Source organism: Ruegeria sp. BF8 (genome assembly GCF_056538625.1).
In genome coordinates this window covers 126,864-149,268 of sequence record NZ_JBQFTL010000003.1, presented here as the reverse complement: position 1 = coordinate 149,268, position 22,405 = coordinate 126,864, and the positions used below count along the sequence as shown (strand labels likewise).

Annotated in this window: 23 protein-coding genes and 1 riboswitch; of the genes, 9 read left to right on the top strand and 14 right to left on the bottom strand. The window is 63.2% G+C overall.

Features of this window, described 5'->3' with window-relative positions; translation table 11 throughout:
* Nucleotides 1-7 precede the first annotated feature (7 nt).
* Both ACR0LD_RS11300 and ACR0LD_RS11295 read left to right on the top strand, forming a co-directional pair.
* Nucleotides 8-925, top strand: coding sequence for a hypothetical protein (locus tag ACR0LD_RS11300; RefSeq protein ID WP_480636998.1), 918 nt, complete (start codon nt 8-10; stop codon nt 923-925).
* A 24-nt stretch (nt 926-949) separates the two neighbouring features.
* Entirely contained in the window at nt 950-2,506 is a 1,557-nt protein-coding gene (locus ACR0LD_RS11295) for a phosphate ABC transporter substrate-binding/OmpA family protein (protein ID WP_480636996.1), read from the top strand.
* A gap of 3 nt (nt 2,507-2,509) precedes the next feature.
* Here the strand turns inward: ACR0LD_RS11295 and radC are convergent, their stop codons facing one another.
* The 13 genes from radC to dnaK form a co-directional block, all read right to left on the bottom strand.
* A complete protein-coding gene (gene radC / locus ACR0LD_RS11290) occupies nt 2,510-3,265 on the bottom strand; it encodes a RadC family protein (RefSeq protein WP_170405652.1) in 756 nt (251 codons plus the stop codon).
* Nucleotides 3,266-3,301: 36 nt separating this feature from the next.
* Nucleotides 3,302-4,036: an ABC transporter permease gene (locus ACR0LD_RS11285; protein ID WP_170361167.1), complete on the bottom strand. Its 735-nt coding sequence runs from the start codon at nt 4,034-4,036 to the stop codon at nt 3,302-3,304.
* Nucleotides 4,033-4,761, bottom strand: coding sequence for an ABC transporter ATP-binding protein (locus ACR0LD_RS11280; protein WP_480636994.1), 729 nt, complete (start codon nt 4,759-4,761; stop codon nt 4,033-4,035). Before ACR0LD_RS11280 ends, ACR0LD_RS11285 begins: the two co-directional genes overlap by 4 nt.
* Nucleotides 4,758-5,432: a thiaminase II gene (tenA, locus tag ACR0LD_RS11275; protein ID WP_170364418.1), complete on the bottom strand. Its 675-nt coding sequence runs from the start codon at nt 5,430-5,432 to the stop codon at nt 4,758-4,760. Before tenA ends, ACR0LD_RS11280 begins: the two co-directional genes overlap by 4 nt.
* Nucleotides 5,429-6,364 (bottom strand): ABC transporter substrate-binding protein, encoded by a 936-nt coding sequence (locus ACR0LD_RS11270; protein ID WP_170361162.1) that lies wholly within the window; start codon nt 6,362-6,364, stop codon nt 5,429-5,431. Before ACR0LD_RS11270 ends, tenA begins: the two co-directional genes overlap by 4 nt.
* 20 nt (nt 6,365-6,384) lie before the next feature.
* Nucleotides 6,385-7,347 carry a ThiF family adenylyltransferase gene (locus tag ACR0LD_RS11265; RefSeq protein ID WP_480636992.1) on the bottom strand — a complete coding sequence of 321 codons (963 nt, stop codon included), beginning with the start codon at nt 7,345-7,347 and terminating at the stop codon, nt 6,385-6,387.
* Nucleotides 7,344-7,940, bottom strand: a complete 597-nt coding sequence (locus ACR0LD_RS11260; RefSeq protein WP_170361158.1) for a thiamine phosphate synthase — start codon at nt 7,938-7,940, stop codon at nt 7,344-7,346. Before ACR0LD_RS11260 ends, ACR0LD_RS11265 begins: the two co-directional genes overlap by 4 nt.
* Nucleotides 7,937-8,707 carry a thiazole synthase gene (locus ACR0LD_RS11255; RefSeq protein WP_480636990.1) on the bottom strand — a complete coding sequence of 257 codons (771 nt, stop codon included), beginning with the start codon at nt 8,705-8,707 and terminating at the stop codon, nt 7,937-7,939. Before ACR0LD_RS11255 ends, ACR0LD_RS11260 begins: the two co-directional genes overlap by 4 nt.
* Before the next feature lie 2 nt (nt 8,708-8,709).
* A complete protein-coding gene (gene thiS / locus ACR0LD_RS11250; RefSeq protein ID WP_170364407.1) occupies nt 8,710-8,904 on the bottom strand; it encodes a sulfur carrier protein ThiS in 195 nt (64 codons plus the stop codon).
* Nucleotides 8,888-9,865 (bottom strand): FAD-dependent oxidoreductase, encoded by a 978-nt coding sequence (locus tag ACR0LD_RS11245; protein ID WP_480636988.1) that lies wholly within the window; start codon nt 9,863-9,865, stop codon nt 8,888-8,890. The genes thiS and ACR0LD_RS11245 overlap by 17 nt, the downstream gene beginning before the upstream one ends.
* Nucleotides 9,862-10,665 (bottom strand): bifunctional hydroxymethylpyrimidine kinase/phosphomethylpyrimidine kinase, encoded by an 804-nt coding sequence (gene thiD, locus ACR0LD_RS11240; protein WP_170342696.1) that lies wholly within the window; start codon nt 10,663-10,665, stop codon nt 9,862-9,864. Before thiD ends, ACR0LD_RS11245 begins: the two co-directional genes overlap by 4 nt.
* Before the next feature lie 46 nt (nt 10,666-10,711).
* A riboswitch (TPP riboswitch) is annotated at nt 10,712-10,814 on the bottom strand.
* Between the two features lie 126 nt (nt 10,815-10,940).
* Complete coding sequence (dnaJ, locus tag ACR0LD_RS11235; protein WP_170361153.1) at nt 10,941-12,083, bottom strand: molecular chaperone DnaJ; 1,143 nt, start codon at nt 12,081-12,083, stop codon at nt 10,941-10,943.
* Between the two features lie 74 nt (nt 12,084-12,157).
* Nucleotides 12,158-14,065, bottom strand: coding sequence for a molecular chaperone DnaK (dnaK, locus tag ACR0LD_RS11230; protein ID WP_170342692.1), 1,908 nt, complete (start codon nt 14,063-14,065; stop codon nt 12,158-12,160).
* A gap of 213 nt (nt 14,066-14,278) precedes the next feature.
* Here dnaK and ACR0LD_RS11225 point away from each other — a divergent pair, with 213 nt between their 5' ends.
* A complete protein-coding gene (locus ACR0LD_RS11225) occupies nt 14,279-14,881 on the top strand; it encodes an alpha-ketoglutarate-dependent dioxygenase AlkB family protein (RefSeq protein ID WP_480636985.1) in 603 nt (200 codons plus the stop codon).
* Here the strand turns inward: ACR0LD_RS11225 and ACR0LD_RS11220 are convergent.
* Nucleotides 14,878-15,699 carry an ABC transporter permease gene (locus ACR0LD_RS11220; RefSeq protein WP_093963926.1) on the bottom strand — a complete coding sequence of 274 codons (822 nt, stop codon included), beginning with the start codon at nt 15,697-15,699 and terminating at the stop codon, nt 14,878-14,880. The two genes, ACR0LD_RS11225 and ACR0LD_RS11220, sit on opposite strands and share 4 nt — an antisense overlap.
* 122 nt (nt 15,700-15,821) lie before the next feature.
* Here ACR0LD_RS11220 and cysQ point away from each other — a divergent pair, with 122 nt between their 5' ends.
* The 6 genes from cysQ (at nt 15,822) to ACR0LD_RS11190 (ending at nt 22,399) form a co-directional block, all read left to right on the top strand.
* Complete coding sequence (cysQ, locus tag ACR0LD_RS11215) at nt 15,822-16,619, top strand: 3'(2'),5'-bisphosphate nucleotidase CysQ (protein ID WP_170361150.1); 798 nt, start codon at nt 15,822-15,824, stop codon at nt 16,617-16,619.
* A complete protein-coding gene (locus tag ACR0LD_RS11210; protein ID WP_480636983.1) occupies nt 16,619-17,419 on the top strand; it encodes a 3-deoxy-manno-octulosonate cytidylyltransferase family protein in 801 nt (266 codons plus the stop codon). Before cysQ ends, ACR0LD_RS11210 begins: the two co-directional genes overlap by 1 nt.
* Nucleotides 17,420-17,492: 73 nt before the next feature.
* The gene (gene galE, locus ACR0LD_RS11205) at nt 17,493-18,476 is read left to right on the top strand and encodes a UDP-glucose 4-epimerase GalE (protein WP_480636982.1); all 984 of its coding nucleotides are present in this window, start codon (nt 17,493-17,495) and stop codon (nt 18,474-18,476) included.
* Between the two features lie 7 nt (nt 18,477-18,483).
* Nucleotides 18,484-19,527: a glycosyltransferase family 2 protein gene (locus ACR0LD_RS11200; RefSeq protein WP_480637408.1), complete on the top strand. Its 1,044-nt coding sequence runs from the start codon at nt 18,484-18,486 to the stop codon at nt 19,525-19,527.
* Nucleotides 19,528-19,712: 185 nt separating this feature from the next.
* Nucleotides 19,713-20,699, top strand: a complete 987-nt coding sequence (locus tag ACR0LD_RS11195) for a glycosyltransferase family 2 protein (RefSeq protein ID WP_480636980.1) — start codon at nt 19,713-19,715, stop codon at nt 20,697-20,699.
* Nucleotides 20,696-22,399: a DUF5927 domain-containing protein gene (locus ACR0LD_RS11190; RefSeq protein WP_480636978.1), complete on the top strand. Its 1,704-nt coding sequence runs from the start codon at nt 20,696-20,698 to the stop codon at nt 22,397-22,399. Before ACR0LD_RS11195 ends, ACR0LD_RS11190 begins: the two co-directional genes overlap by 4 nt.
* Nucleotides 22,400-22,405 lie beyond the last annotated feature (6 nt).

The following is a 22,405-nucleotide window of genomic DNA, read 5'->3' as shown; positions in this document are numbered from 1 at the left end:
GGGTGTCTTGTTTGTAATACGGAACTACGTGACCACAGGTGGCACGGTCGCATGCGCCTTGGCCATCGGCTACCTGATGCAGAACGGACCGGCCTCACAGCCGGACGTGCAGGAAACACGTCAAGCGATGATCCAGCCGTCTGGAGAAGGCACCGTGATTGCCGGGTTGGAAGGTATCGTTTTGACTTCGGCGACGCCGAATGCGTCCACGGCCCCCGAAACCTCGGCCAAGGTTCCGCCCCGGGCAGAGGCTGCCGCTCCTCAGGCGCAGGTCAACTGCGATCTCCGGGCCCGCGCAATGGCGGCCCCCAATGCGACAGCACGTTTGACCCTGAAGGCCCCCTGCAATCCCGATGAAACCGTCGAGCTGCACCACAGCGGCATGACGTTCAGCGCCCGAACCGACAAGGACGGCCGTCTGGACCTGTCCATTCCCGCCCTGTCGGAATATGCCATTTTCCTGATCTCGTTCAAAAACCAGCGCGGCACTGTCGCCACCACTCACATTCCTGATTATTCAGACTATGACCGGGTTGCGCTGCAATGGACGGGGGACACCGATTTGCAACTGCACGCGTTGGAGTTCGGTGCATCCTATGGCGAGGCCGGGCATGTCTGGTCGAACGCCAGCAACTCCGGCACCGGGCAGGTTGTCCACTTCGGCATGGCCGGCGAGCGCAATGTCGAGATCTATTCGATCCCCCGCAACGCAGCCGACGCAAATGGCACCGTCGCCCTGAGCGTCGAGGCCGAAGTGACTCCCCGGAATTGTGGGCAGGACCTGGATCTGCAAGCGCTCGAGTTGCTGGACGATCAAGGGCTGCGGTCGCGAGAGTTGTCGATCTCCCTGCCGGCCTGCGACAGCGGACAGGACTTTCTGGTGTTGAATAATCTGTTCCAAGACCTGACAATCGCCGCAAAGTAACGGCAGGCAGGTCTACAGGTCTTTATGAAGTATCTTCACGCGACGATGACGGTGTTGTCGTTGATGGCTGGCGCTTCAGGCGCCCTCGCTCAGGACATCACACTGACCTCGCATGACGGCAAGGTCGAGATCACCGGGAACCTGTTGGGGTTTGATGGTGAATTCTACCGTGTGGACACCCAGTTCGGCGAACTGACCGTGGATGGATCCGGCGTCACCTGCGACGGTCCGGCTTGCCCCAACCTGATCGACTTTGTGGCCGAAGTGCACTTCTCTGGCGCATCGGTGATGGCCGAATCCCTACTTCCGGCCCTGATCGAAGGCTTTGCGCAACGAGAAAACCTGAACGTGCTAAGCGAAGGCACGGACCCTGCGCAGCTTGTCTTTGCCCTGACGCAGCCGGATCGGACCGCTCCTTTGGCGCGGTTTTTCCTGCGCGTTTCGGACACCGACCGCGGTTTTGCCGATCTGACCGCCGATCAGGCAGACATCGCTTTGGCGATGCGCGAAATCCGCCCGCAGGAGGCCGCGGCGGCGCAGGAAAACGGTCTGGGCGACCTGTCCCGACCGCGCCGGTCGCGGGTGGTGGCGCTTGGCGCACTGGTGCCGGTGGTCTCATTGGACAATCCGATCCAGCAGATCTCGGTTTCGGACCTGGCGCGGGTCATAAATGGCGAGGTCGCCAACTGGGCACAGCTCGGTGGCCCGGATGCCCCCATCGCCGTTCATCTACCGGATGTGACAACAGGCGTTGGTCAGGCCGTGCAAGACCAGGTGATGCAGCCAGCCGGTGTGCAGGCGCATGAGGACGTGATCCGCCACACCCGCAGCGCGAAACTGGCAGCAGCGGTTGCGCGCGATCCGTTCGCACTCGGTATCGTCAGCCACGCTGACCCGCAAAACGTGCGCAGTCTGCCGCTGGCCGGCGGATGCGGTCACGCATTGCGCGCCACGCGCGCCGCCATCAAGACCGAGGACTATCCGCTGACCCTGCCGATGTTCCTGTATCTTCCACAGCGGCGCCTCCCGAAGATCGCCCGCCAGTTTCTGGCGTATGTCCAAAGCCCCGAGGCACAGATGGTCATCCGGCAAGCCGGTTTCGTCGACCAGTCCCACGAACTGGTACGTCTTGGGCTTCAGGGCGACCGGTTGGCCAACGCCATCACCTCGGGTGGGTCCGAGGTGGGTCTGGAAGAACTGCAACGGATGATCGAAACTCTGCGCCCGCTGTCGCGCCTGTCGGTGTCTTTCCGGTTCGAGCCGGGATCGTCGCGGCCAGACGCGCAGTCGCGATCGAACATCCTGCAAATGGCGCAGGCGCTTGAATCGGGCCAGTATGACGGGCGCAAACTGGTCTTCGTCGGTTTCAGTGACGGAGACGGTGCTGCGGAAACCAATGCCCGCATCGCCTTGCGGCGCGCACAGACAGTGCGGAACGCGATCCTTGCCGCGATCGAGACCGCAGTCCCCGAAACCGTCGCGATCGCAGTCGAAGGTTTCGGTGAAGCCATGCCCATGGCCTGCGACGACACGGAATGGGGCCGCAAGGCCAACCGTCGTGTCGAAGTCTGGGTGCGCTAGCGGTCAGAGATAACCTTCCGAGCGGAAGCTCAGCTCGGTCGATTTGCCGATGATCAGGTGGTCGTGCAAGGTCAGCCCCAGTGCGGCGCAGGCATCGTTGATGCGGTTGGTCATGTCGATATCCGACTGCGACGGAGTTGGATCACCCGACGGATGATTGTGCACCAGGATCAGCGCCGAGGCGTTCAGTTCCAGCGCGCGTTTGGCGACCTCGCGCGGGTAGACGGGTACGTGATCGACGGTGCCCTTGGCCTGCTCCTCATCCGCGATGAGCACGTTCTTGCGGTCCAGGAAGAACACGCGGAACTGCTCGATCTCGCGATGCGCCATGGTGGTGTGGCAATAATCCAGCAACGCGTCCCAGCTGGAAATCACATGCCGCTGCATCACCCGGGCGCGGGCCATGCGATGGGCGCAGGCCTCGAGGATCTTGAGGTCGGTGATGACCGTATCGCCCACGCCCTTGATCTGACGCAGGCGTTCCACAGGGGCGGTCAGCACCCGGTTGAAATCGCCGAATGTATCCAGCAGCAGCCGCGCCAGCGGTTTCACGTCCTGCCGGGGGATCGAGCGGAACAGGACCAGTTCCAGCAACTCGTAATCCGGCATCGCCCCGGCGCCGCCCGACATGAACCGTTCACGCAGGCGCTTGCGGTGGTCCTTGATATACGAGGGCAGCCGACCCGTGGGCAGCGGCGTCACCGGCGCTTCGTCAGTTTCGAACAGCGATGGGGCTTCGGCAAAAGCGTCCTTGGTCATGCGCCCATGATTGCCCCAGAATCGGTTTCCGAATGGTTAACGCGCCTCACCGGCCATGCGGGCCGTGGCGCGGCGCACTGCCAGATGCAGCAGGATCGAGAACACCCCCAGCGTCAGCATAGCGGCAAACATCAGGTCGGTCTTGGCGCGGCCATTGGCCAGCAGCATCAGGTATCCCAGCCCCTGCGACGAGCCGACCCATTCGCCGATCACCGCCCCGATCGGGGCATAGACCGCCGCCAGCCGCATCCCCGAGGCCAGCGAGGGCAGCGCCGCCGGGATGCGGATATGCCACAACACGCTGCGCGGGCTGGCCTGCATGGTGCGGGCCAGGTCCAGATAGCCGGGCGGCGTGCGCATCAGCCCGTCGAAAAACGACGAGGTGATGGGGAAATAGATGATCAGCACCGCCATCGCGACCTTGGACCACAGCCCATAGCCCAGCCACAGGGTCAGCAACGGTGCCAACGCAAAGACCGGCAGCGCCTGGGTAAACACCAGCATCGGCTGCACCAGCACCCGCGCGGCGCGGGAATTGGCCAGCTGCAGCGCGGTGACGACGCCCAGCACGGTGCCGCAGGCCAAACCGATCAGCACCTCGATTGCAGTGATCCAGGTGTGTTCGGCGATCAGCCAGCGGTTCTGCCACCAGGTCTCGGCCACCAATGCCGGGCCGGGCAGGATGAACTTCGGCAGGCCGGTCAGGGTGACGATCGCCTGCCAAATGGCCAGCGCAAACAACGTCGCGGCAAGGGCCGAGAGCGTCTTCATGCCACCTCCTCGCGCAGCAGTTTCAGCAGCGCCCCCTGCGTTTCCAGCGTTTCCAGATCGTCCACCTTCCGCGGCACCGGCGCGTGAGGCGGTTGGCATGGGGTCAGGCCGTGTCGCGTCATCACCATGATCGACTGGCCCAGACGCGCGGCCTCGGCCGGGTCATGGGTAACCAGCAGGACGGTCCGTCCCTGCAAAGCCTCGGCAGCCAGATCCTGCATGTCGGCGCGGGTGCGCGCATCCAGCGCCGAGAACGGCTCGTCCAGCAGGATGATCGGCTTGTCTTCCATCAGGGTCCGGGCCAATGCCACCCGCTGACGCTGCCCGCCCGACAGTTCCGAGGGCTTCTTGGCCATGTGATCCTGCAGCCGCATCCGTTCGATCAACCGGGCGCGGCGGTCCTGATCGACCCGTTCGCCGCGCAGGCGCGCGCCCAGCGCCACGTTCTGCGCGACCGTGGTCCAGGGCAGCAGCAGATCATCCTGCGCCATGTAGGCCACACGCTCGGCCACCGGCAGCCCGTCGCTGGCGCGGATCTCGCCGGTGAACTCTGCCCCCGTCGCCAACCCGGCGATCAGGCGCAGAACCGTGGTCTTGCCGACCCCCGATCCGCCCAGCAGACAGGTCCACTGCCCGGCCTTCAGCGACAGGGTCAGCGGCGCGAACAGAGGCGCGCCGTCGATGCTGGCCTGTCCGCTGATGGTCAGATCGGGGGGCGGGGTCATGGGGTCAGACCCATCTGCCAGAAATTCACCTCGAGCTCGGTCGCGGTGCGGAAGGTCTGGCACAGGCGATCCCAACGCGGTGTGGTACGGAAATCCGCCCCAAGTCGCCTTATTAGAGCCGAATCCAGCAGTTCACCCACAGCCTGACAGGCTTCCTGATATTCACTGCTGGAATAGGCGTCGATCCAATCGCGGTAGGTGTCCGAGGCGGCCTCGGCCGCCAGCCGTGTGCCGATTTCCCCGTATCCCATCACGCAGGGCGCCAGCGCCGCCAGCAGATCCAACAGATCACCGCTGTAGCCGGCCTCGAGCACATAGCGGGTATAGGCCAGGTTCTCGGCGCGTTCGGGCGTGGCGAACAGCTCGTCCTGGCTGATGCCCTCGGCCTCGCAAATGCCGATATGCAACTTCATTTCTTCGCTGATCAGACCGTTCACCGTGCGCGACGCGGCCAGCATCTCGGCATGGGTTTCCGATTTCACCACCGCCAGCGCCCAGGCGCGCGAAAAATGAATCAGGAACACGTAATCCTGCCGCAGGTAATGCAGAAACGCCGCACGCGGCAGGGAGCCGTCCTTCAGCCCCTCGACAAAGGCGTGGCGGGTATAGTCCCGCCACGGCCCCTGCGCCGCATCGCGCATAAGCGCGAAGGCTTTGCCATAGTCGCTCATTGCGCGGTCACGTCGATGGTGATGTCGCTGACCGGGTTGATGCTGTCGATCATGCCGGAGTCTTTCAGAAAGGCCTCGAACCGGGCATAGCGGCCGGCGTCAAAACCTGCAGGGCGCAGCGCGAAACGCGGCAGGGTATCGACCCAGGCGCGGGCGTTCAGCTCGTCCTGCAGCTCGGGCGAGGTGGCAGCGAAGATCTCCCAGCTTTTTTCCGGGTTGTTCACGATATACTGCGTGGCCTTCTCGGTTGCGGCCAGGAAGCGGGCAATCATGTCCTTGTCCATCGTTTCGGGGTTGGCGACGTAGATCAGCTCGTCATAGGGCGGCACGCCTTCTTCCTCAATGTAGAAGCAGCGGCCCGGAACGCCTTCGATATCCATCTGGTTCAGCTCGAAATTGCGGAAGGCGCCGATCACGGCATCCACCTGCCCCGTCATCAGCGACGGCGACAGCGAGAAGTTGACGTTGATCATCTCGATATCGTCCAGCGACACGCCATGCGCGTTCAGCATCGCGGTCAGGATCGCCTCTTCGACGCCGGCGACCGAAAAGCCGATCTTCTTGCCCTTGAGGTCGGCCAGCGATTTGATCGGGCCGTCCTCCAGCACCAGCAGGCAGTTCAGGGGCGTGGCGACCAGCGTCCCGACCCGTTTCAGCGGCAGGCCCTCGTGGATCTGCAGGTGCAGCTGCGGCTGGTACGACACGGCCAGATCGGCCTGACCGGCGGCCACAAGGCGCGGCGGGGCCGACGGATCGGCGGGCGGGACGATTTCGACCTCAAGCCCCTGTTCGGCGAAATAGCCGTTTTCCTGCGCCACGATGATCGGCCCGTGGTCGGGATTCACGAACCAGTCCAGCAGGACGGTCATCTTGTCCTGCGCCCAGGCGGGCGCGGCGGCCAGCAGGGCAAGGGCGGTGATCAGTTTCTTCATGGTCTGCGTTTCCTTTTGCTTCACGACGTTGCGGCGGCGACCAGAACGATCCGGCCGGGCCAATGGGGGTGGAGTTCCTCGGCCGCGCGCCAGGCGCGCAGCCCGGTGGCACAGCAGAGGGCCAGCGTTTTGCCTTTGTTAGACTCTTTTTTGAGCGCCTTGACCGTCAGGCGGCGGGCGTCGGGGTGTATCGGCTGGGGGGCCTCATCGACGCTGCGCAGATCGACGATCAGTTCGTCCGGAGTCAGCTGCGCGGGCGCGACAAAGGGAAAATGGCTGTCGGGTTCCGGCGCGGTGTCAAAGCGGAAACCGCTGCTGGTGCAACTTCGCCCGTCCACCTGCACCATCTGGCCCAGCGGCGAGGGATCGAGGCCCAGGATCACGCCCAGCGCCATCTGTGCCTGCATCGCGCCGATCATCGCCACGACCGGTCCCAGAACGCCTGCGGTGGCGCAACTGGCCCCGCTGTCGGGCGCGTCGGGGAACACCGCGCGCAGGGACGGCGCGCCGCCGCAGAACCCGCCGACATACCCCGACAGACCCAGGACCGAAGCGCTGATCAGCGGCTTGCCCTGCGCCAGGCAGGTATCCGACAACGTATAGCTGGCCGCATAGCTGTCAGCGCAGTCCAGAACCAGATCGGCCTTAGCCGCCAGATCAGCAGCATTGGCGGGCGTTAGAGTCTGTTTTTGCGCCTCAACGGTAATCTCACTGTTCAGCGCGCGGCAGCGTTCGGCGGCGGCTTCGGCCTTGGGGCGGCCGCAATCGGATTCGGTGAACAGCGTCTGGCGGTGCAGGTTCGACAGGTCCACCGTATCGGGATCGACGATGGTCAGACGCCCCACCCCGGCCCCGGCCAGCAGCGGCAACACGGGCGCGGCCAGCCCCCCGGCGCCGACCACCAGCACCCTTGCGCGGGCAAGGCGGTTCTGCCCTTCTGCCCCGACCTCGGGCAGGATCATCTGGCGGGCGTAACGGCTCATCGCGTGACCTCGATCCACTGGCGCACCCGCGCTTCGGGGCCGGGGTTCAGGGTGATGTCGGTCACGGCCGAGACGATGTCGGCCCCGGCCTGGAACACGCCCGGTGCGCGCTCGACGCTCATACCGCCGATGCCGACCAGGGGGATGTCACCCACGCGCCGTTTCCACTCGGTCACGCGCGGCAGGCCCTGTTGGTGCCATTTCATCTTTTTCAGGATGGTCGGGTAGACCGGCCCCAGCGCCACATAGTTCGGGTCCATCGCCAGCACGCGTTCAAGCTCGTCATCGTCGTGGGTGGACACGCCCAGCTTCAGCCCAGCCTTGCGGATGGCGGGCAGGTCGGCGTCGTCCAAATCCTCCTGCCCCAGGTGGATCCAGTCACATCCCGCGTCGATGGCGGCCTGCCAATAGTCGTTCACCACCAGCACCGCACCGTGGTCGCGGCACAGGGCCTGCGCGGCGGCGATTTCCATGCGCACCACCGTGTCGGGCTGGTCCTTGATGCGCAGCTGCACCAGCTTCACGCCCATCGGCAGCATCCGCCGCAGCCAATCGGTATGATCGAAGATCGGATAGAAGCGGTCTAGCGTCATGACAAAAAGGCCTTTCCGATCACCGGGGTCGAGGGTTCGGCCATGTCGCGCGGCTCGATCGGGTCGGCCTGATGCGCCAGTTGCCCGGCCTGCACCGCCAGCGCCATGGCCTGCGCCATCGCCACCGGATCGCCTGCACGGGCGACGGCGGTGTTCAGCAGAACCGCGTCATAGCCCAGCTCCATCGCGTGGGCGGCGTGGCTGGGCAGGCCGATGCCCGCATCCACCACCAGCGGCACGTCGGGAAACTCGGCCCGCATCGCGCGCAGGGCGTATTCGTTGTTCAACCCGCGCCCCGACCCGATCGGCGCACCCCAAGGCATCAGCACCTGGCACCCGGCGGCCAGCAGGCGCTCGGCCACGATCAGGTCTTCGGTGGTGTAGGGAAACACCTGGAACCCCTCGTCGGTCAGAACGCGCGCGGCCTCGACCAGTTGGAACACGTCGGGTTGCAGGCTGTCGGTGTGGCCGATCAGCTCCAGCTTGATCCACGGCGTGTCGAACACCTCGCGCGCCATGTGGGCGGTGGTGACGGCCTCTTTGACCGTGTGGCAGCCGGCGGTGTTGGGCAGGATCAGCACGCCCAGATCGCGGATCATCGACCAGAAGGCCTGACCCGCTCCGCCCGCGCCTTCGCGCCGCAGCGAGACAGTGGCGACACCCGCGACGCTGGCCCGGAACGCCTGTTCCAGGATCGCCGGGCTGGGATATTGCGCGGTGCCCAACATCAGCGGGTTGGGCAGTTCGGTGCCGTAAAACGTCTTCATCTTCATCCCCCCTGCATCGGTGCGACGACCTCGACCCGGTCGCCCTCGGCCAGTTTATGCGCGATGCGTAGGCTGGAGGGCACGAATTCCTCGTTCACCGCGGTGGCGACGCGGCCGGAAAAGCCACATTCCGCCAGCAGCTCGCCAAGGGTTTCGGCGCGCACCTCGCGCGGCGCGCCGTTAAGCACGATCTTCATCGACCATCTCCGAATGTGTGTTGTTCAGCGCCAGATCGGCCACGCCCCGGGCCAGCGCCGGGGCCAGCAGGTAGCCGTGGCGATACAACCCGTTGGCATAGATCGTCCGCCCCAGCCGGCGGATCCGCGGCAGGTTGTCGGGAAAGGCCGGGCGCAGATCGACGCCGATCTCCAGCACTTCGGCCTCGCCAAAGGCCGGGTTCAGCGCATAGGCCGCGCTGAGCAGTTCCAGCATCGAGCGCGCGGTGATCCGGCTGCTGTCCTCGGATTCGATCATCGTGGCGCCCAGCATGTAGATGCCCTCGCCCCGCGGTACGACATAGAGCGGCATCCGGGGATGCAACAGCCGCACGGGCCGGGTCAGGGTCACGTCGGGGCAGCGGATCACCAGCATTTCCCCCTTCACACCGCGCAAATCATGCAGGATGTCGCGCGCGTGCAGGCCCCGGCAGTCGATGGCGTTGTCCAGCCGCGACGGGGCCAGCTTGCGGTGGAATTCGACCCCCTTGTCCTGCAAACCGCGATAGAGGTCCTGCAGCGCGCGGCGAGGGTCCAGATGCGCCTCGTCGGTGAAGAACAGACCTTGGGAAAACCCGTGCAGATCAGGCTCTAATTCGAAGATTTTCGCTTGATCGACCTGCGTGAATCCCTCGGTCCGGCGGGCAAAGCGGCGCAGGTCGGGCAGGTCGCGCGTGTTGGCCACGACCAGCGTTCCCTGCCGCGCGACCGGGGTGCGGGCCGCCCACCAGTCGATCGCCTGCTGCCCCAGCCTCAGCACCGGTTCCTCGGCATTTTCATATTCGCACCACGGCGCCAGCATGCCGCCGGCCCACCAGGAACACCCATGCGCACCGGGCGGCCCGCCCGGATCGAACACCTGTACCTGCGCGCCCCGCGCCACCAGTTCCGAGGCCACGGCCAAGCCGGCGACGCCGGCACCTATGACCGACCAAATCGTCACGCCGGCCATACCCGGTGGAAGTGATGTACCGGCCCGTGGCCCGAGCCGACCTGCAACTCATCCGCGCGGGTGATCGCGCCTTGCAGGTAGTCATGCGCCTGCGCCACCGCATCGACCAGAGGCAGCCCCTTGGCCAGACCGGCCGCGACGGCCGAGGACAGGGTGCATCCGGTGCCGTGGGTGTTGCGCGTGTCCTGACGGGGCGCGGTAAATTCACCGATGACGCCGTTCTGATCGATCAGCAGATCATGGCAGGTATCGCCCTTGCCGTGTCCGCCTTTCATCAGGACGGCCCCAGCCCCCAGGGTGCACAGGTCATGGCCCTGCGCGACCATCTCCTCGGGCGTTTCGGCGACCAGCCGGTCCAGCAGACAGGCGGCCTCGGGCAGGTTCGGGGTCAGGACGGTGGCGCGGGGCAGCAGCACCTCGCGCAACGTTTGCACCGCCTCGCGCGCCAGCAGGGCATCGCCCGATTTGGCGATCATCACCGGGTCCAGCACGATGGGCCCGGCAAAGCCGGACAGGCCGTCGGCGACGGTTTGGATGATCTCGGGCGTGGCCAACATGCCGATCTTGACCGCGCGCACGTCCAGATCGGACAGAACCGCGTCGATCTGCGCGGCGATCACGTCCAGCGGGATACCATGCACAGCGGTGACCGCCTGCGTGTTCTGGGCGGTGACCGCGGTGATGACACTGGCACCGAACACACCCAGCGCCGACATCGCTTTGAGATCGGCCTGAATACCGGCCCCTCCGCCGCTGTCGGATCCTGCGATGGTCAAAGCGATATGCGCCATGTCGCTCCCTTCTTGCATGTGGGGCAACGCGGGCATGGAAAACGTCTGAGTGTTTTAGACCGTTCCCTCCGCCGGTATTGCCCGGATCAGGTTCGATGGGTTGGCTCGCGCCTCTCAGCCCCGGTTCCGGGGCACCCCAACGGTTGGCGCGGACATTCTCAAGGCTGAGGCCGAGAATCAAGGGCCAATTCCGCGCAGTTTCGGGCCAATCTGGACTTAGAAAACAAAAAAGCCGGCGATGATACGCCGGCCTTTCGGGGTCTGGAACGCTGGGATCAGCTTTGCATCCTTTCCCAGAAGGATTTAACGGACGAGAAAAAGCTTTTCGATTCCGGGTGGTTGTCCTCTCCCAGATCGTCGAACTCCTGCAGCAGCTCTTTTTGCCGCGCGGTCAGGTTGACCGGAGTCTCGACCGCAAGCTCGATGAACATGTCACCGATACCGCCGCCCCGCAGCGCAGGCATACCCTTGCCGCGCAGGCGCATCTGCCGGCCCGACTGGCTGCCGGCCGGAATCTGTACCCGGCCGCGGCCACCGTCGATGGTGGGCACTTCGATCGAGCCGCCCAGCGCCGCCTTCGCCATGCTGACAGGCACGCGGCAATACAGGTTCGGGCCGTCCCGCTCGAACAGTTTGTGCGGAGTCACCTCGACAAAGATGTAGAGATCGCCCGGAGGACCGCCGCGCATTCCGGCCTCGCCCTCGCCCGCCAAACGGATACGGGTGCCAGTTTCGACGCCCGCCGGAATGTTGACCGACAGCGCGCGTTCCTTCTCGACCCGGCCCGAGCCATGGCAGGATTTGCAGGGGTTCTTGATGATTTGTCCCAGACCAGCACAGGTCGGGCAGCTGCGCTCGACAGTGAAAAAGCCCTGTTGTGCGCGTACCTTGCCCATGCCGGAACAGGTCGGGCAGGTGGTTGGTTCAACTCCGCCCTCGGCGCCGGTGCCCTCGCAGGACGAACAGGCCACGGCTGTCGGGACGTTGATGGTTTTCTGCAGGCCGGAATAGGCCTCTTCCAGCGAAACCCTCAGGTTGTAACGAAGGTCCGAGCCGCGAGCGGCACGGCGACCGCCGCCGCCACGCTGTCCACCCATGAAATCGCCGAACAGGTCATCGAACACATCAGAAAACGCGCTGGAGAAATCGCCCGATCCAAAGCCGCCACCACGCTGGCCGCCGCCCATGCCATTCTCGAACGCAGCATGGCCGAACCGGTCATACGCGGCCTTTTTGTCAGCGTCGCGCAGAACGTCATAGGCCTCGTTGGCCTCTTTGAACAGGGCCTCGGCGTCCGGGTTGTCTTTATTGCGATCGGGGTGCAGCTCTTTCGCCTTCCGGCGAAAAGCTTTCTTGATCTCATCCGCCGAAGCACCCTTGGACACGCCGAGCACTTCGTAATAGTCGCGTTTTGACATCGGTATTTCCTTCTGCCTCAACGTAAACGGGCCGGCCCGGCATCCGGACCGGCCCGAATTGGCCCGGTTACCCGTTAGTTGCGCTTGTCATCGTCCAGGTCTTCGAACTCGGCATCGACGATGTCGTCATCGCCGGGACCCGCATCCGCGGCTGCCGGTTCGTCGCTGGCCTCTTCGGACTGCGCCTTGTAGATCGCCTCACCCAGTTTCATGGCCGCTTCGGTCACGTTCTGGATGCCAGCCTTGATCTTGTCGGCATTGTCCGACTCGACCTCGTCCTTGAGGGCCGCCAGCGCCAGTTCGATGGCCTCGATGGTCGACGGATCGACCTTGTCGCCATGCTCCTCGATCGATTTCTCGGTCGCGTGGATCAGGCTTTCGGCCTGGTTCTTGGCTTCGACCAGCTCCTTGCGCTTGCGGTCGGCTTCGGCGTTTTCCTCGGCGTCCTTGACCATCTTCTCGATGTCTTCTTCCGACAGTCCGCCCGAGGCCTGGATCGTGATCTTCTGTTCCTTGCCGGTGCCTTTGTCCTTGGCCGAAACCGAGACAATGCCGTTGGCGTCGATGTCGAAGGTCACCTCGATCTGAGGCATGCCGCGCGGGGCCGGCGGGATGTCTTCAAGGTTGAACTGGCCCAGGATCTTGTTGTCCGCAGCCATTTCACGCTCACCCTGGAACACCCGGATGGTCACGGCGTTCTGGTTGTCCTCGGCGGTCGAGAAGACCTGGGACTTCTTGGTCGGGATCGTGGTGTTGCGGTCGATCAGGCGGGTGAACACGCCGCCCAGAGTTTCGATGCCCAGCGACAGCGGGGTCACGTCCAGCAGAACCACGTCCTTGACGTCGCCTTGCAGAACACCGGCCTGGATCGCAGCACCCATGGCCACGACTTCGTCCGGGTTCACACCTTTGTGCGGCTCCTTGCCGAAGAACTTGGTCACCTCTTCGATGACTTTCGGCATCCGGGTCATACCACCGACCAGAACAACCTCATCCACATCGCTGGCCGAGATGCCGGCGTCTTTCAGAGCGGCCTGGCAGGGCTTCAGCGACTTCTTGATCAGGTCGCCGACCAGCGATTCCAGCTTGGCACGGGTCAGCTTCATGACCATGTGCAGCGGCTGACCGTTCGCGCCCATCGAGATGAACGGCTGGTTGATCTCGGTCTGGGTGGTCGAGCTGAGCTCGATCTTGGCCTTCTCTGCGGCTTCCTTCAGACGCTGCAGCGCCATCTTGTCCTGGCTCAGGTCGACGCCGTGTTCCTTTTTAAACTCGTCGGCCAGGTAGTTGACGATGCGCATGTCAAAGTCTTCACCACCCAGGAAGGTGTCACCATTGGTCGATTTGACCTCGAACAGGCCGTCGTCGATTTCCAGAATGGTCACGTCGAAGGTACCACCGCCAAGGTCATAGACCGCGATGGTCTGGCTGTCCTGCTTGTCCAGGCCATAGGCCAGCGCGGCGGCAGTCGGTTCGTTGATGATCCGCAGCACTTCCAGACCGGCGATCTTGCCTGCGTCCTTGGTGGCCTGACGCTGAGCGTCGTTGAAATAGGCCGGAACGGTGATCACGGCCTGCGTGACTTCTTCACCCAGATAGCTTTCAGCGGTTTCTTTCATCTTGCCGAGGATGAAGGCCGAGATCTGGCTTGGAGAGTATTTCTGCCCGCGGGCCTCGACCCAAGCGTCGCCGTTGCCGCCATCGACGATGGCGTAGGGCACCATTTTCTTGTCCTTCTGGACTTCTGCGTCATCCACACGACGCCCGATCAGGCGCTTGACGCCAAAAATCGTGTTGTCGGGGTTGGTGACCGCCTGGCGTTTCGCCGGCTGCCCGACCAGTCGCTCGTCTTCGGTGAAGGCGACGATCGAGGGCGTGGTCCGCGCCCCTTCCGCGTTTTCGATGACCTTCGGCTGCGCGCCGTCCATGATGGCTACGCACGAGTTGGTGGTCCCGAGGTCAATCCCGATTACTTTTCCCATTTTTCGATCCCTTTCTTTTCAAGGCGATGTCCCGAGGCCGGAACCCGTTACGGCATCCCTGCCCCGATCTGCTGGGCGCGACAGGTCTACACCATCGCGCGTCCCGGCGTATATAAGGGCGAGGCCTGAGGCCTGCAAGCGTTGTGAAATGCAGGTTTTCGGGAATCTTGGGCCTTTTTTGGCAAGGATTTCGAAAGGAATGAGGTTTCTGTCATGACGCGCCTGAATTTACGGGGGTTCGACATCCGAAAAGGCCATCTGGACGGCGCTGCTCAGCGGCAGATCATCGAGCTACTGCGGCCGATTCTGAAAGCCGCTCCGCTGTTTCATCCCAGCACCGCTTCGGGGCGCAAAATGTCGGTTCGCATGACGTCTGCCGGAACCCTGGGCTGGGTGTCGGACGGGGCTGGATACCGGTACCAAGACGCGCACCCCAAGGGCATGGCGTGGCCTGCCATTCCGGACCCGATCCTGTCGATCTGGCGCGACCTTGCCGGAACCGATCGAGATCCCGATTGCTGTCTGATCAACTACTACGGCGAAGGCGCAAAGATGGGAATGCACCAGGACAAGGACGAGGCCGATTTCTCGTGGCCGGTCCTGTCGGTTTCGTTGGGCGATGACGCCTTGTTCCGGATCGGCAACACGACCCGCGGCGGCAAAACCGAGTCCGTCTGGCTGAGTTCCGGCGACGTGGTCGTCATGGGCGGTCCCGCCCGGTTGGCCTATCACGGTATCGACCGGATCCGCTTCAGCTCTTCGCGCCTGCTGCCCAAAGGGGGCCGGATCAACCTGACGCTGCGCGTGGCAACCTAACGGCGCGCATCCCAGCTTTTCGAGATGTGCTTGCGGGTAAAGAACTCTCCCAGCAACCCGATCATCATCAGGGCGATACCGACCCAAAGCGCATATTCCCAGCTGGAATTGCGCGGAAAATAGTTGCGAAACACGAAACCGCGGCACTGATCGATCACGTGAAACAACGGGTTCCAGGCGAACATGGCCAGCATCCATCCGCCCAGCGCATTGCCCACGAACATCTTGCCCGAGAAGATCATGTTCATCCGGCGATAGACATTGCTGAGAATGGTGGAGGTCTGCGGCATCCACGGCTTGAGCGCCATGAAGACCAGACCGACCGCGCAGCCGGTGTACCAAGCAAGGATCAGCATCGCGAACGCGCCGCCCGGGTCCTGCATCTCGATCGGATTGACCGCGACGCTGTAGACGAACAGGATCACCAGGATTGAAACGACCTGCGTGTACAAGGTCCCGAAGGCGGCGGCCAAAAGCAGAACCATCATGTTCATCGGCGAATGCAGCATCATGGGGTTGTTGGTGCCTCCAAGCCCCGCGATCGCACCGACGGACTTGATGTGCGTCATGAACAGAAAGATGCCGGACAGGATGTACAGGATGAACTCACCCCGTATCTTGGCAACCCGTCCGCCCAGAAACGACATGATGAAATAGAACACCGTCGCCATCAAAACGACCTGGACGATGTTCATCATGATGGCGATTACGGCGTTGGAATGCTGCGAGCGGATGTTGCGGACCACGGCATGAAACACCAGTTCCGCAAGGTTGAATGCCCCACCCACAAGGCTGCTGCTTCGCTTGTAATAGAACACTCGAACGCTCTTTCCCGGTTTTGTTCCGCCAGCGTGGCACGAATTCCTTGCCGTTCCGTATCCGGCACAGCATAAGTTCGTCAGGTTTTCGGATCAACAAACCATGGAAACGGAGCATTTTTGTGACCTATGACGACCTCATCCCCGTGATCAGACGCCTGGCCCTGGAAGCGGGCGACAAGATCATGGAGATCTACGATGCCGATGATTTTGACGTGAAGGTCAAGTCCGATTCCAGCCCCGTGACCGAAGCCGACGAAGCTGCCGATGCCCTGATCTCGGCCGGGCTGCGCGCCGCCTTCCCCGACATCCTGCTGGTGACCGAGGAACAGGCCGCATCGCACAGCAAGCAGGGCGACACCTTTCTGATCGTCGATCCGCTGGACGGCACCAAGGAATTCATCAACCGACGTGGCGATTTCACCGTGAACATCGCGCTGGTCGAAAACGGCGTGCCCACCCGCGGCGTGGTCTATGCCCCGGCCCGCGGGCGCATGTTCTATACCCTGGCCGATGGCCGCTCGGCCGAGGAAACTGGCGCCCTGGACAAGGACAAACCGGGCGAAGTGACCCCGATTTCAGTCTCTGATCCTGACAATTCGGCGCTTTTGGTGGTGGCTTCGAAATCGCATCGCGACCAGGCTACGGATGACTACATCAACAAATACCAGGTCAAAGACAGCAAGTCGGCGGGCTCCTCGCTGAAATTCTGCCTTGTGGCCACGGGCGAGGCCGACCTCTACCCGCGTGTCGGCCGCACGATGGAGTGGGACACTGCCGCAGGCCACGCGGTTCTGGCCGGTGCCGGGGGCCATGTGGTGCGTTTCGACGACCACACGCCGCTGACCTACGGCAAGGAGGGCTATGCCAACCCGTTCTTCATCGCCTATGCCCCCGGCGTCGAACTCAAGGAGGCCTGATGTCGGTTCTGATCGCGATCCCCGCCCGCTATGCCTCGACCCGCTATCCGGGCAAACCGCTGGTGCCGCTGACCGGCGCAACGGGAAAGCCCATGACCCTGATCGAAAGGTCCTGGCGCGCGGCCATGTCGGTTTCGGACGTCGACCGGGTGGTGGTGGCCACCGATGACGACCGTATCCGCGCTGCAGCCGAGGGCTTTGGCGCCGAGGTGGTGATGACCTCGGAAAGCTGCGCCAACGGCACCGAACGCTGCGCCGAGGCGCATGACAGGTTGGGCGGCGGGTACGAGATCGTGGTCAACCTGCAGGGCGACGCCCCCCTGACCCCGCATTGGTTCATCGAGGATCTGGTCAATGGCCTGCGCGCCGCGCCCGAGGCCGGCGTGGCCACGCCGGTGCTGCGGTGCGACGGCGAGGCGCTGAACGGGCTGCTGAATGACCGCAGGCATGGCCGGGTGGGCGGCACCACCGCCGTCTTCGCGACCGATCACAGCGCGCTCTATTTCTCGAAGGAAGTGATCCCCTTCACCGCCGAAACCTATGCCGGGTCGGATCCGACGCCGGTGTTCCACCATGTGGGCGTCTACGCCTACCGGCCCGACGCGCTGGCCGCCTATCCGGGCTGGCCGGTCGGGCCGCTGGAACGGCTCGAGGGGCTGGAACAGCTGCGGTTCATGGAAAACGGGCGCAAGGTTCTGTGTGTCGAGGTCGAGGCAAAAGGCCGTCAGTTCTGGGAGTTGAACAATCCGCAGGACGTGGCCAGGATCGAAAGCATGATGGGCGCGATGGGGTTGGAATAGGCGCAAATTCCCCGTTCCGCGCGGGCGGCCGAGCAGCTAATCCATGACGGGCAGACATTCGGCAGGACCACGGATGAAAAACATACTCGTGACCGGCGGCGCCGGATATATCGGATCTCATGCCTGCAAGGCGCTGGCGCAGGCGGGCTATGTGCCCGTGACCTATGACAACCTTGTCACCGGCTGGCAGGATGCGGTGAAATTCGGCCCGTTCGAACAGGGCGATCTTCTGGACCGCGCGCGGCTAGACCAGGTCTTTGCCAAGTACCAACCGGCGGCGGTGATGCATTTCGCCGCGCTCAGCCAGGTCGGCGAAGCCATGAGCGAGCCGGGCCGGTACTGGCGCAACAACGTCACCGGATCGCTGAACCTGATTGAGGCGGCTGTGGCCGCCGGCTGCCTGGACTTCGTGTTCTCGTCCACCTGTGCAACCTATGGCGACCACGACAACGTGGTGCTGGACGAAACCACGCCGCAACACCCGCTGAACGCCTATGGCGCCTCCAAACGCACGATCGAGGACATCCTGCGCGATTTCGAACAGGCGCACGGGCTGAACCACGTGATCTTTCGCTATTTCAACGTGGCGGGTGCCGACCCTGACGGCGACGTGGGCGAGTTCCACCGCCCCGAGACGCATCTGATTCCGCTGCTGTTGGATGCGATCGACGGCAAGCGCGACGCGCTGACCGTCTATGGCACCGATTACGACACGCCCGACGGCACCTGCATCCGCGACTATGTCCATGTCTGCGACCTGGTGGATGCGCATGTGCTGGGCCTGCGCTGGCTGGAACAGGGCAAGGGCAGCCGGGTGTTCAACCTGGGCACCGGCACCGGGTTTTCAGTAAAAGAGGTGATCGCGCAGTCGCACAGCGTGACCAATCGCGAGGTGCCCTTCATCACCGGTCCGCGCCGGGCGGGCGACTGCACCAAGCTGGTGTCAGGCTCGACCCGGGCCGAGGCCGAACTGGGCTGGCGGCCCAAACGGTCGCGGCTGGAAGTGATGATCGCCGATGCCTGGCGCTGGCATCAGAATGGCCATTACGAAAAGTGATCGAGCCATGGGCGCCGCGCACCACCATGACGAAAACGCCCCGGGCTGGGTTCGCAGATACCGCCTGCGCCTGAAACGCAAGCGCCTGTTGTGGCGGTCCTTCCGCAGCCGCCACGCGTTGACGCCGGTTTCGGACAAGACCCGGCTGATCGCGCCCACCGACATCCTGGCCTTTACCACCCTGCGCAACGAGATCGAGCGCCTGCCCTGGTTCTTGCGCCACTATCGCAGGCTGGGGGTCGATCATTTCCTGATGGTCGACAACGGCAGCGATGACGGTTCGACCACCTATCTGCTGAACCAGCCGGACGTGTCGCTGTGGCAAACGCAGGCCAGCTATCACGAGGCTCGGTTCGGGCTGGACTGGCTGACTTGGTTGCAGATGCGGCATGGCCATGGTCATTGGACGCTGATGGTGGATGCGGACGAACTGCTGATCTATGCCCATCACAACGGCCGCGACCTGCACGATCTGACGGGATGGCTGGACCAAATCGGACAGCCGGCCTTTGGCGCGCTGATGCTTGATCTATACCCGAAAGGCCCGTTGGGCGCGGTGCCCTATGATCCCGAGACCGACCCGACCGAAACTTTGAACTGGTTCGATTCCGGCCCTTACAGGGCCCGCCGGCAAGAGCCGCTGGGAAACCTGTGGGTGCAAGGCGGCGTTCGCGAACGCGCCTTCTTTGCCGATTGCCCGGACCGGTCTCCGACCCTGAACAAGATTCCGTTGGTGAAGTGGGACCGTCGCTATGCCTTCGTGAACTCCTGTCACTCGGCCCTGCCCCGACACCTGAATTTTGCCTATGGCGGGCCTTCCGGGCAAACCCCCTCGGGCGTCCTGTTGCACACGAAATTCCTGCCGCAAGTCGTCGAGAAGTCGCGCATCGAAAAACAAAGGCGCCAGCATTTTCATGATCCCGACCAATTCGGGCCATACTATGATGGCATCATTGCCGGGCCCGACCTTTGGACTCCACAATCAGAACGGTATTCAGGCTGGGCGCATCTGCAGAGCCTTGGACTGCTGTCAGCGGGCGGGTGGACGTGAACGGGGAATCCTGTGCCCCAAAAACCCATGCTTGGCTAACGGCTTTTAAATACATTGCTTCGCAAGGTGCGAAAATGTCATAAAACGTTAGTGTCCGGCTCCCGTCTGACCAAATGCGGACCCCGGGCATGCTCGCGTATTACAAGAAGGTTGGGCAGCGCGTGAGCCTTTTGGATTCTTACCGGATGAGACTGCGGCGCAAGCGCCGTCTTGTGCGCTGCATCCGCCGAAGACGCGATCTGCGCACCGTCCGCAACAACACCCGGCAGATCCGGTCCGGTGATGTTCTGCTGATGAGCGTCGTGCGCAACGAAAAGATCCGCCTGCCCTATTTTCTGGACTATTACCGCAAGCTGGGCGTCCGGCATTTCCTGTTCGTCGACAATGACAGCACGGATGGCACGCTGGACTATCTCAAGGCGCAGCCCGATGTCTCGGTCTGGTATACGAATGCCAGCTATCGCCGTTCGACATTCGGGATCGACTGGTCCAACTACTTGCTGCGGAAATACGCCCATGGACACTGGGTCCTGACCGTAGATCCGGACGAGTTCCTGATTTATCCGTTCTGCGACACACGTCCCATCGACGCGCTGACCGACTGGCTGGACGGCACCGGGGTGCGCAGCTTCGGGACGATGCTGCTGGACATGTATCCCGAGGGGCCGATACAGGAGGCCACCTATCACGAGGGGCAGGACCCGTTCGAGATTGCCGCATGGTTCGACTCGGGCAACTACATGATCACCAAGAACCCGGCCTATGGAAACCTGTGGATTCAGGGCGGGCCACGGGCAAGGGTTTTCTTTCAGGACAAGCCCGCGAAAGCGCCCGCGCTGAACAAGATCCCTCTGGTCAAATGGGATCGGCGCTATGTCTATGTCAGCTCGACCCATGCGCTGCTGCCGCGCGGCCTGAACCAGGTCTACGACGAGTGGGGCGGCGAGAAAACCAGCGGCGCATTGCTGCATGCCAAGCTGATCAACACGCTGGGTGACAAAGCCCGCGAAGAACTGCAGCGCGGTGAACACTACCGCGCGTCCGGCGAATACAGGGCCTATGTCGACCAGTTGGAGAGCAAACCGGTTTTCTGGTGCAAATGGTCCGAGAAATACATCAACTGGCGCCAACTTGAGATTCTGGGTCTGATGTCCAAAGGGAACTGGGCATGAGCGGGACCCTGGGCATCGTGATGCTGGTCCACACTGCGCTGGACCGGGCTGAGCAGGTTGCCCGGCACTGGACCGCGGCAGGTTGTCCGGTGGTCATCCACGTCGACCGCAAGGTCGACCCGGCCGTGTTCAAAGACTTTGTCGCAGCCTGCGGGGATGATCCGCTGATCCTGTTCTGCGACCGCCAGGTCTGCGAGTGGGGCGGCTGGGGCATCGTTGCGGCTTCGCAATCGGCCGCGACACTGATCCTGGAGCGCTTTCCCGACATACGCCATGTCTTTCTGTCATCCGGCTCTTGCCTGCCATTGCGCCCGGTTCAGGACCTGATCGATTACCTGAGCGACCGGCCCCGCGTGGATTTCATTGAAAGCGCCACCACCGCCGATGTCAGCTGGACCGTGGGCGGGCTGGACCTCGAACGCTTTACTCTGAGGTTTCCCTTCTCGTGGCGCAAACACCGCAAGCTGTTTGACCGCTTCGTCAAGCTTCAGCGCGCGGTCGGATATCGGCGGACAATCCCCAACGGGCTGATCCCGCATATGGGCAGCCAGTGGTGGTGCCTGACGCGGCAGACCCTGACCGCGATCCTGCAGGACCCCAAGCGAGGTGTCTATGATCGATATTTCCGGCATGTCTGGATCCCCGACGAAAGCTATTTCCAGACGCTGGCGCGGCTCTATTCCACCCAGATCGAAAGCCGATCGCTGACCCTGTCGAAATTCGACTATCAGGGCCGCCCGCACATCTTCTATGACGATCACCTGCAGTTGCTGCGCCGATCCGATTGTTTCGTCGCCCGCAAGATCTGGCCGCGCGCCGACCGGCTGTATCAGGCGTTTCTGAACGATCAGTCCCTCGCCGGAAAACCCGCCGAGCCCAATCCCGGCAAGATTGACCGCGTATTTTCCAAAGCGGTCGAGCGTCGTACCCGCGGCCGCGACGGCCTGTACATGCAAAGCCGTTTTCCCCGCCATGGCAGCGAAAACGGCCTGACCGCGTTTCCTTACTCCGTGTTTCAGGGTTTTTCCGAGTTGTTTGAGGGCTTTGAAAGCTGGCTGGGCAATGCGTCAGGCGCCCGCGTCCATGGGCATCTTTTCAACCCCAAGCGCGCCGAATTCGCCGAAGGAGAGACTATCCTGAACGGGTCCCTCAGCGACAACGCCATTTTGCGCGACTACAATCCGACGGCGTTTCTGTCGAACCTGATCTGGAACACCCGGGGCGAACGCCAGTGTTTTCAATTCGGCCCCGCTGACACCCAGAAGATCAATTGGTTTCTGGCGAGAGACAAGAACGCACAGGTCTGCGTGGTCACCGGTGCCTGGGCTGTTCCCCTGTTTCGGTCGAACATGAATTTCGCCGACATCCGCGCCGAAGCGGCCCGCCTGCAAAAGATTGAGACCGAACAGCTTGAGGTGCTGGATTCCGTGTGGACCAAAGCGCGCGTGCATGTTTGGTCAATGGCCGAGTTCGTTGAATCCCCGATGGAACACCTGCAAACCGTTCTTGAAGGGATGGGCGCGACGCAGCCCAGCCATCTGATCGAGGCGCCGACGATGGTTGATCTGGCCGGGTTTGGAAAGTTCCTGCAAAACCTCAAGAACCAGGGAATGCACCCTCACCTGATGGGCGACTTTCCTGCCGACGATGTATTCGGCAATCAGACCCGCCCGTATCGCAAGCCCTACCTGGTGCAATGACCCCGC

Excerpts from the sequence above, each read along its gene's own strand:
- ACR0LD_RS11295 (WP_480636996.1), top strand. The coding sequence starts at position 950 with ATGAAGTATCTTCACGCGACGATGACGGTGTTGTCGTTGATGGCTGGC.
- radC (WP_170405652.1), bottom strand. The coding sequence starts at position 3,265 with ATGACCAAGGACGCTTTTGCCGAAGCCCCATCGCTGTTCGAAACTGAC.
- ACR0LD_RS11285 (WP_170361167.1), bottom strand. The coding sequence starts at position 4,036 with ATGAAGACGCTCTCGGCCCTTGCCGCGACGTTGTTTGCGCTGGCCATT.
- ACR0LD_RS11280 (WP_480636994.1), bottom strand. The coding sequence starts at position 4,761 with ATGACCCCGCCCCCCGATCTGACCATCAGCGGACAGGCCAGCATCGAC.
- tenA (WP_170364418.1), bottom strand. The coding sequence starts at position 5,432 with ATGAGCGACTATGGCAAAGCCTTCGCGCTTATGCGCGATGCGGCGCAG.
- ACR0LD_RS11270 (WP_170361162.1), bottom strand. The coding sequence starts at position 6,364 with ATGAAGAAACTGATCACCGCCCTTGCCCTGCTGGCCGCCGCGCCCGCC.
- ACR0LD_RS11265 (WP_480636992.1), bottom strand. The coding sequence starts at position 7,347 with ATGAGCCGTTACGCCCGCCAGATGATCCTGCCCGAGGTCGGGGCAGAA.
- ACR0LD_RS11260 (WP_170361158.1), bottom strand. The coding sequence starts at position 7,940 with ATGACGCTAGACCGCTTCTATCCGATCTTCGATCATACCGATTGGCTG.
- ACR0LD_RS11255 (WP_480636990.1), bottom strand. The coding sequence starts at position 8,707 with ATGAAGACGTTTTACGGCACCGAACTGCCCAACCCGCTGATGTTGGGC.
- thiS (WP_170364407.1), bottom strand. The coding sequence starts at position 8,904 with ATGAAGATCGTGCTTAACGGCGCGCCGCGCGAGGTGCGCGCCGAAACC.
- thiD (WP_170342696.1), bottom strand. The coding sequence starts at position 10,665 with ATGGCGCATATCGCTTTGACCATCGCAGGATCCGACAGCGGCGGAGGG.
- dnaJ (WP_170361153.1), bottom strand. The coding sequence starts at position 12,083 with ATGTCAAAACGCGACTATTACGAAGTGCTCGGCGTGTCCAAGGGTGCT.
- dnaK (WP_170342692.1), bottom strand. The coding sequence starts at position 14,065 with ATGGGAAAAGTAATCGGGATTGACCTCGGGACCACCAACTCGTGCGTA.
- ACR0LD_RS11225 (WP_480636985.1), top strand. The coding sequence starts at position 14,279 with ATGACGCGCCTGAATTTACGGGGGTTCGACATCCGAAAAGGCCATCTG.
- ACR0LD_RS11210 (WP_480636983.1), top strand. The coding sequence starts at position 16,619 with ATGTCGGTTCTGATCGCGATCCCCGCCCGCTATGCCTCGACCCGCTAT.
- galE (WP_480636982.1), top strand. The coding sequence starts at position 17,493 with ATGAAAAACATACTCGTGACCGGCGGCGCCGGATATATCGGATCTCAT.
- ACR0LD_RS11200 (WP_480637408.1), top strand. The coding sequence starts at position 18,484 with ATGGGCGCCGCGCACCACCATGACGAAAACGCCCCGGGCTGGGTTCGC.
- ACR0LD_RS11195 (WP_480636980.1), top strand. The coding sequence starts at position 19,713 with ATGAGACTGCGGCGCAAGCGCCGTCTTGTGCGCTGCATCCGCCGAAGA.
- ACR0LD_RS11190 (WP_480636978.1), top strand. The coding sequence starts at position 20,696 with ATGAGCGGGACCCTGGGCATCGTGATGCTGGTCCACACTGCGCTGGAC.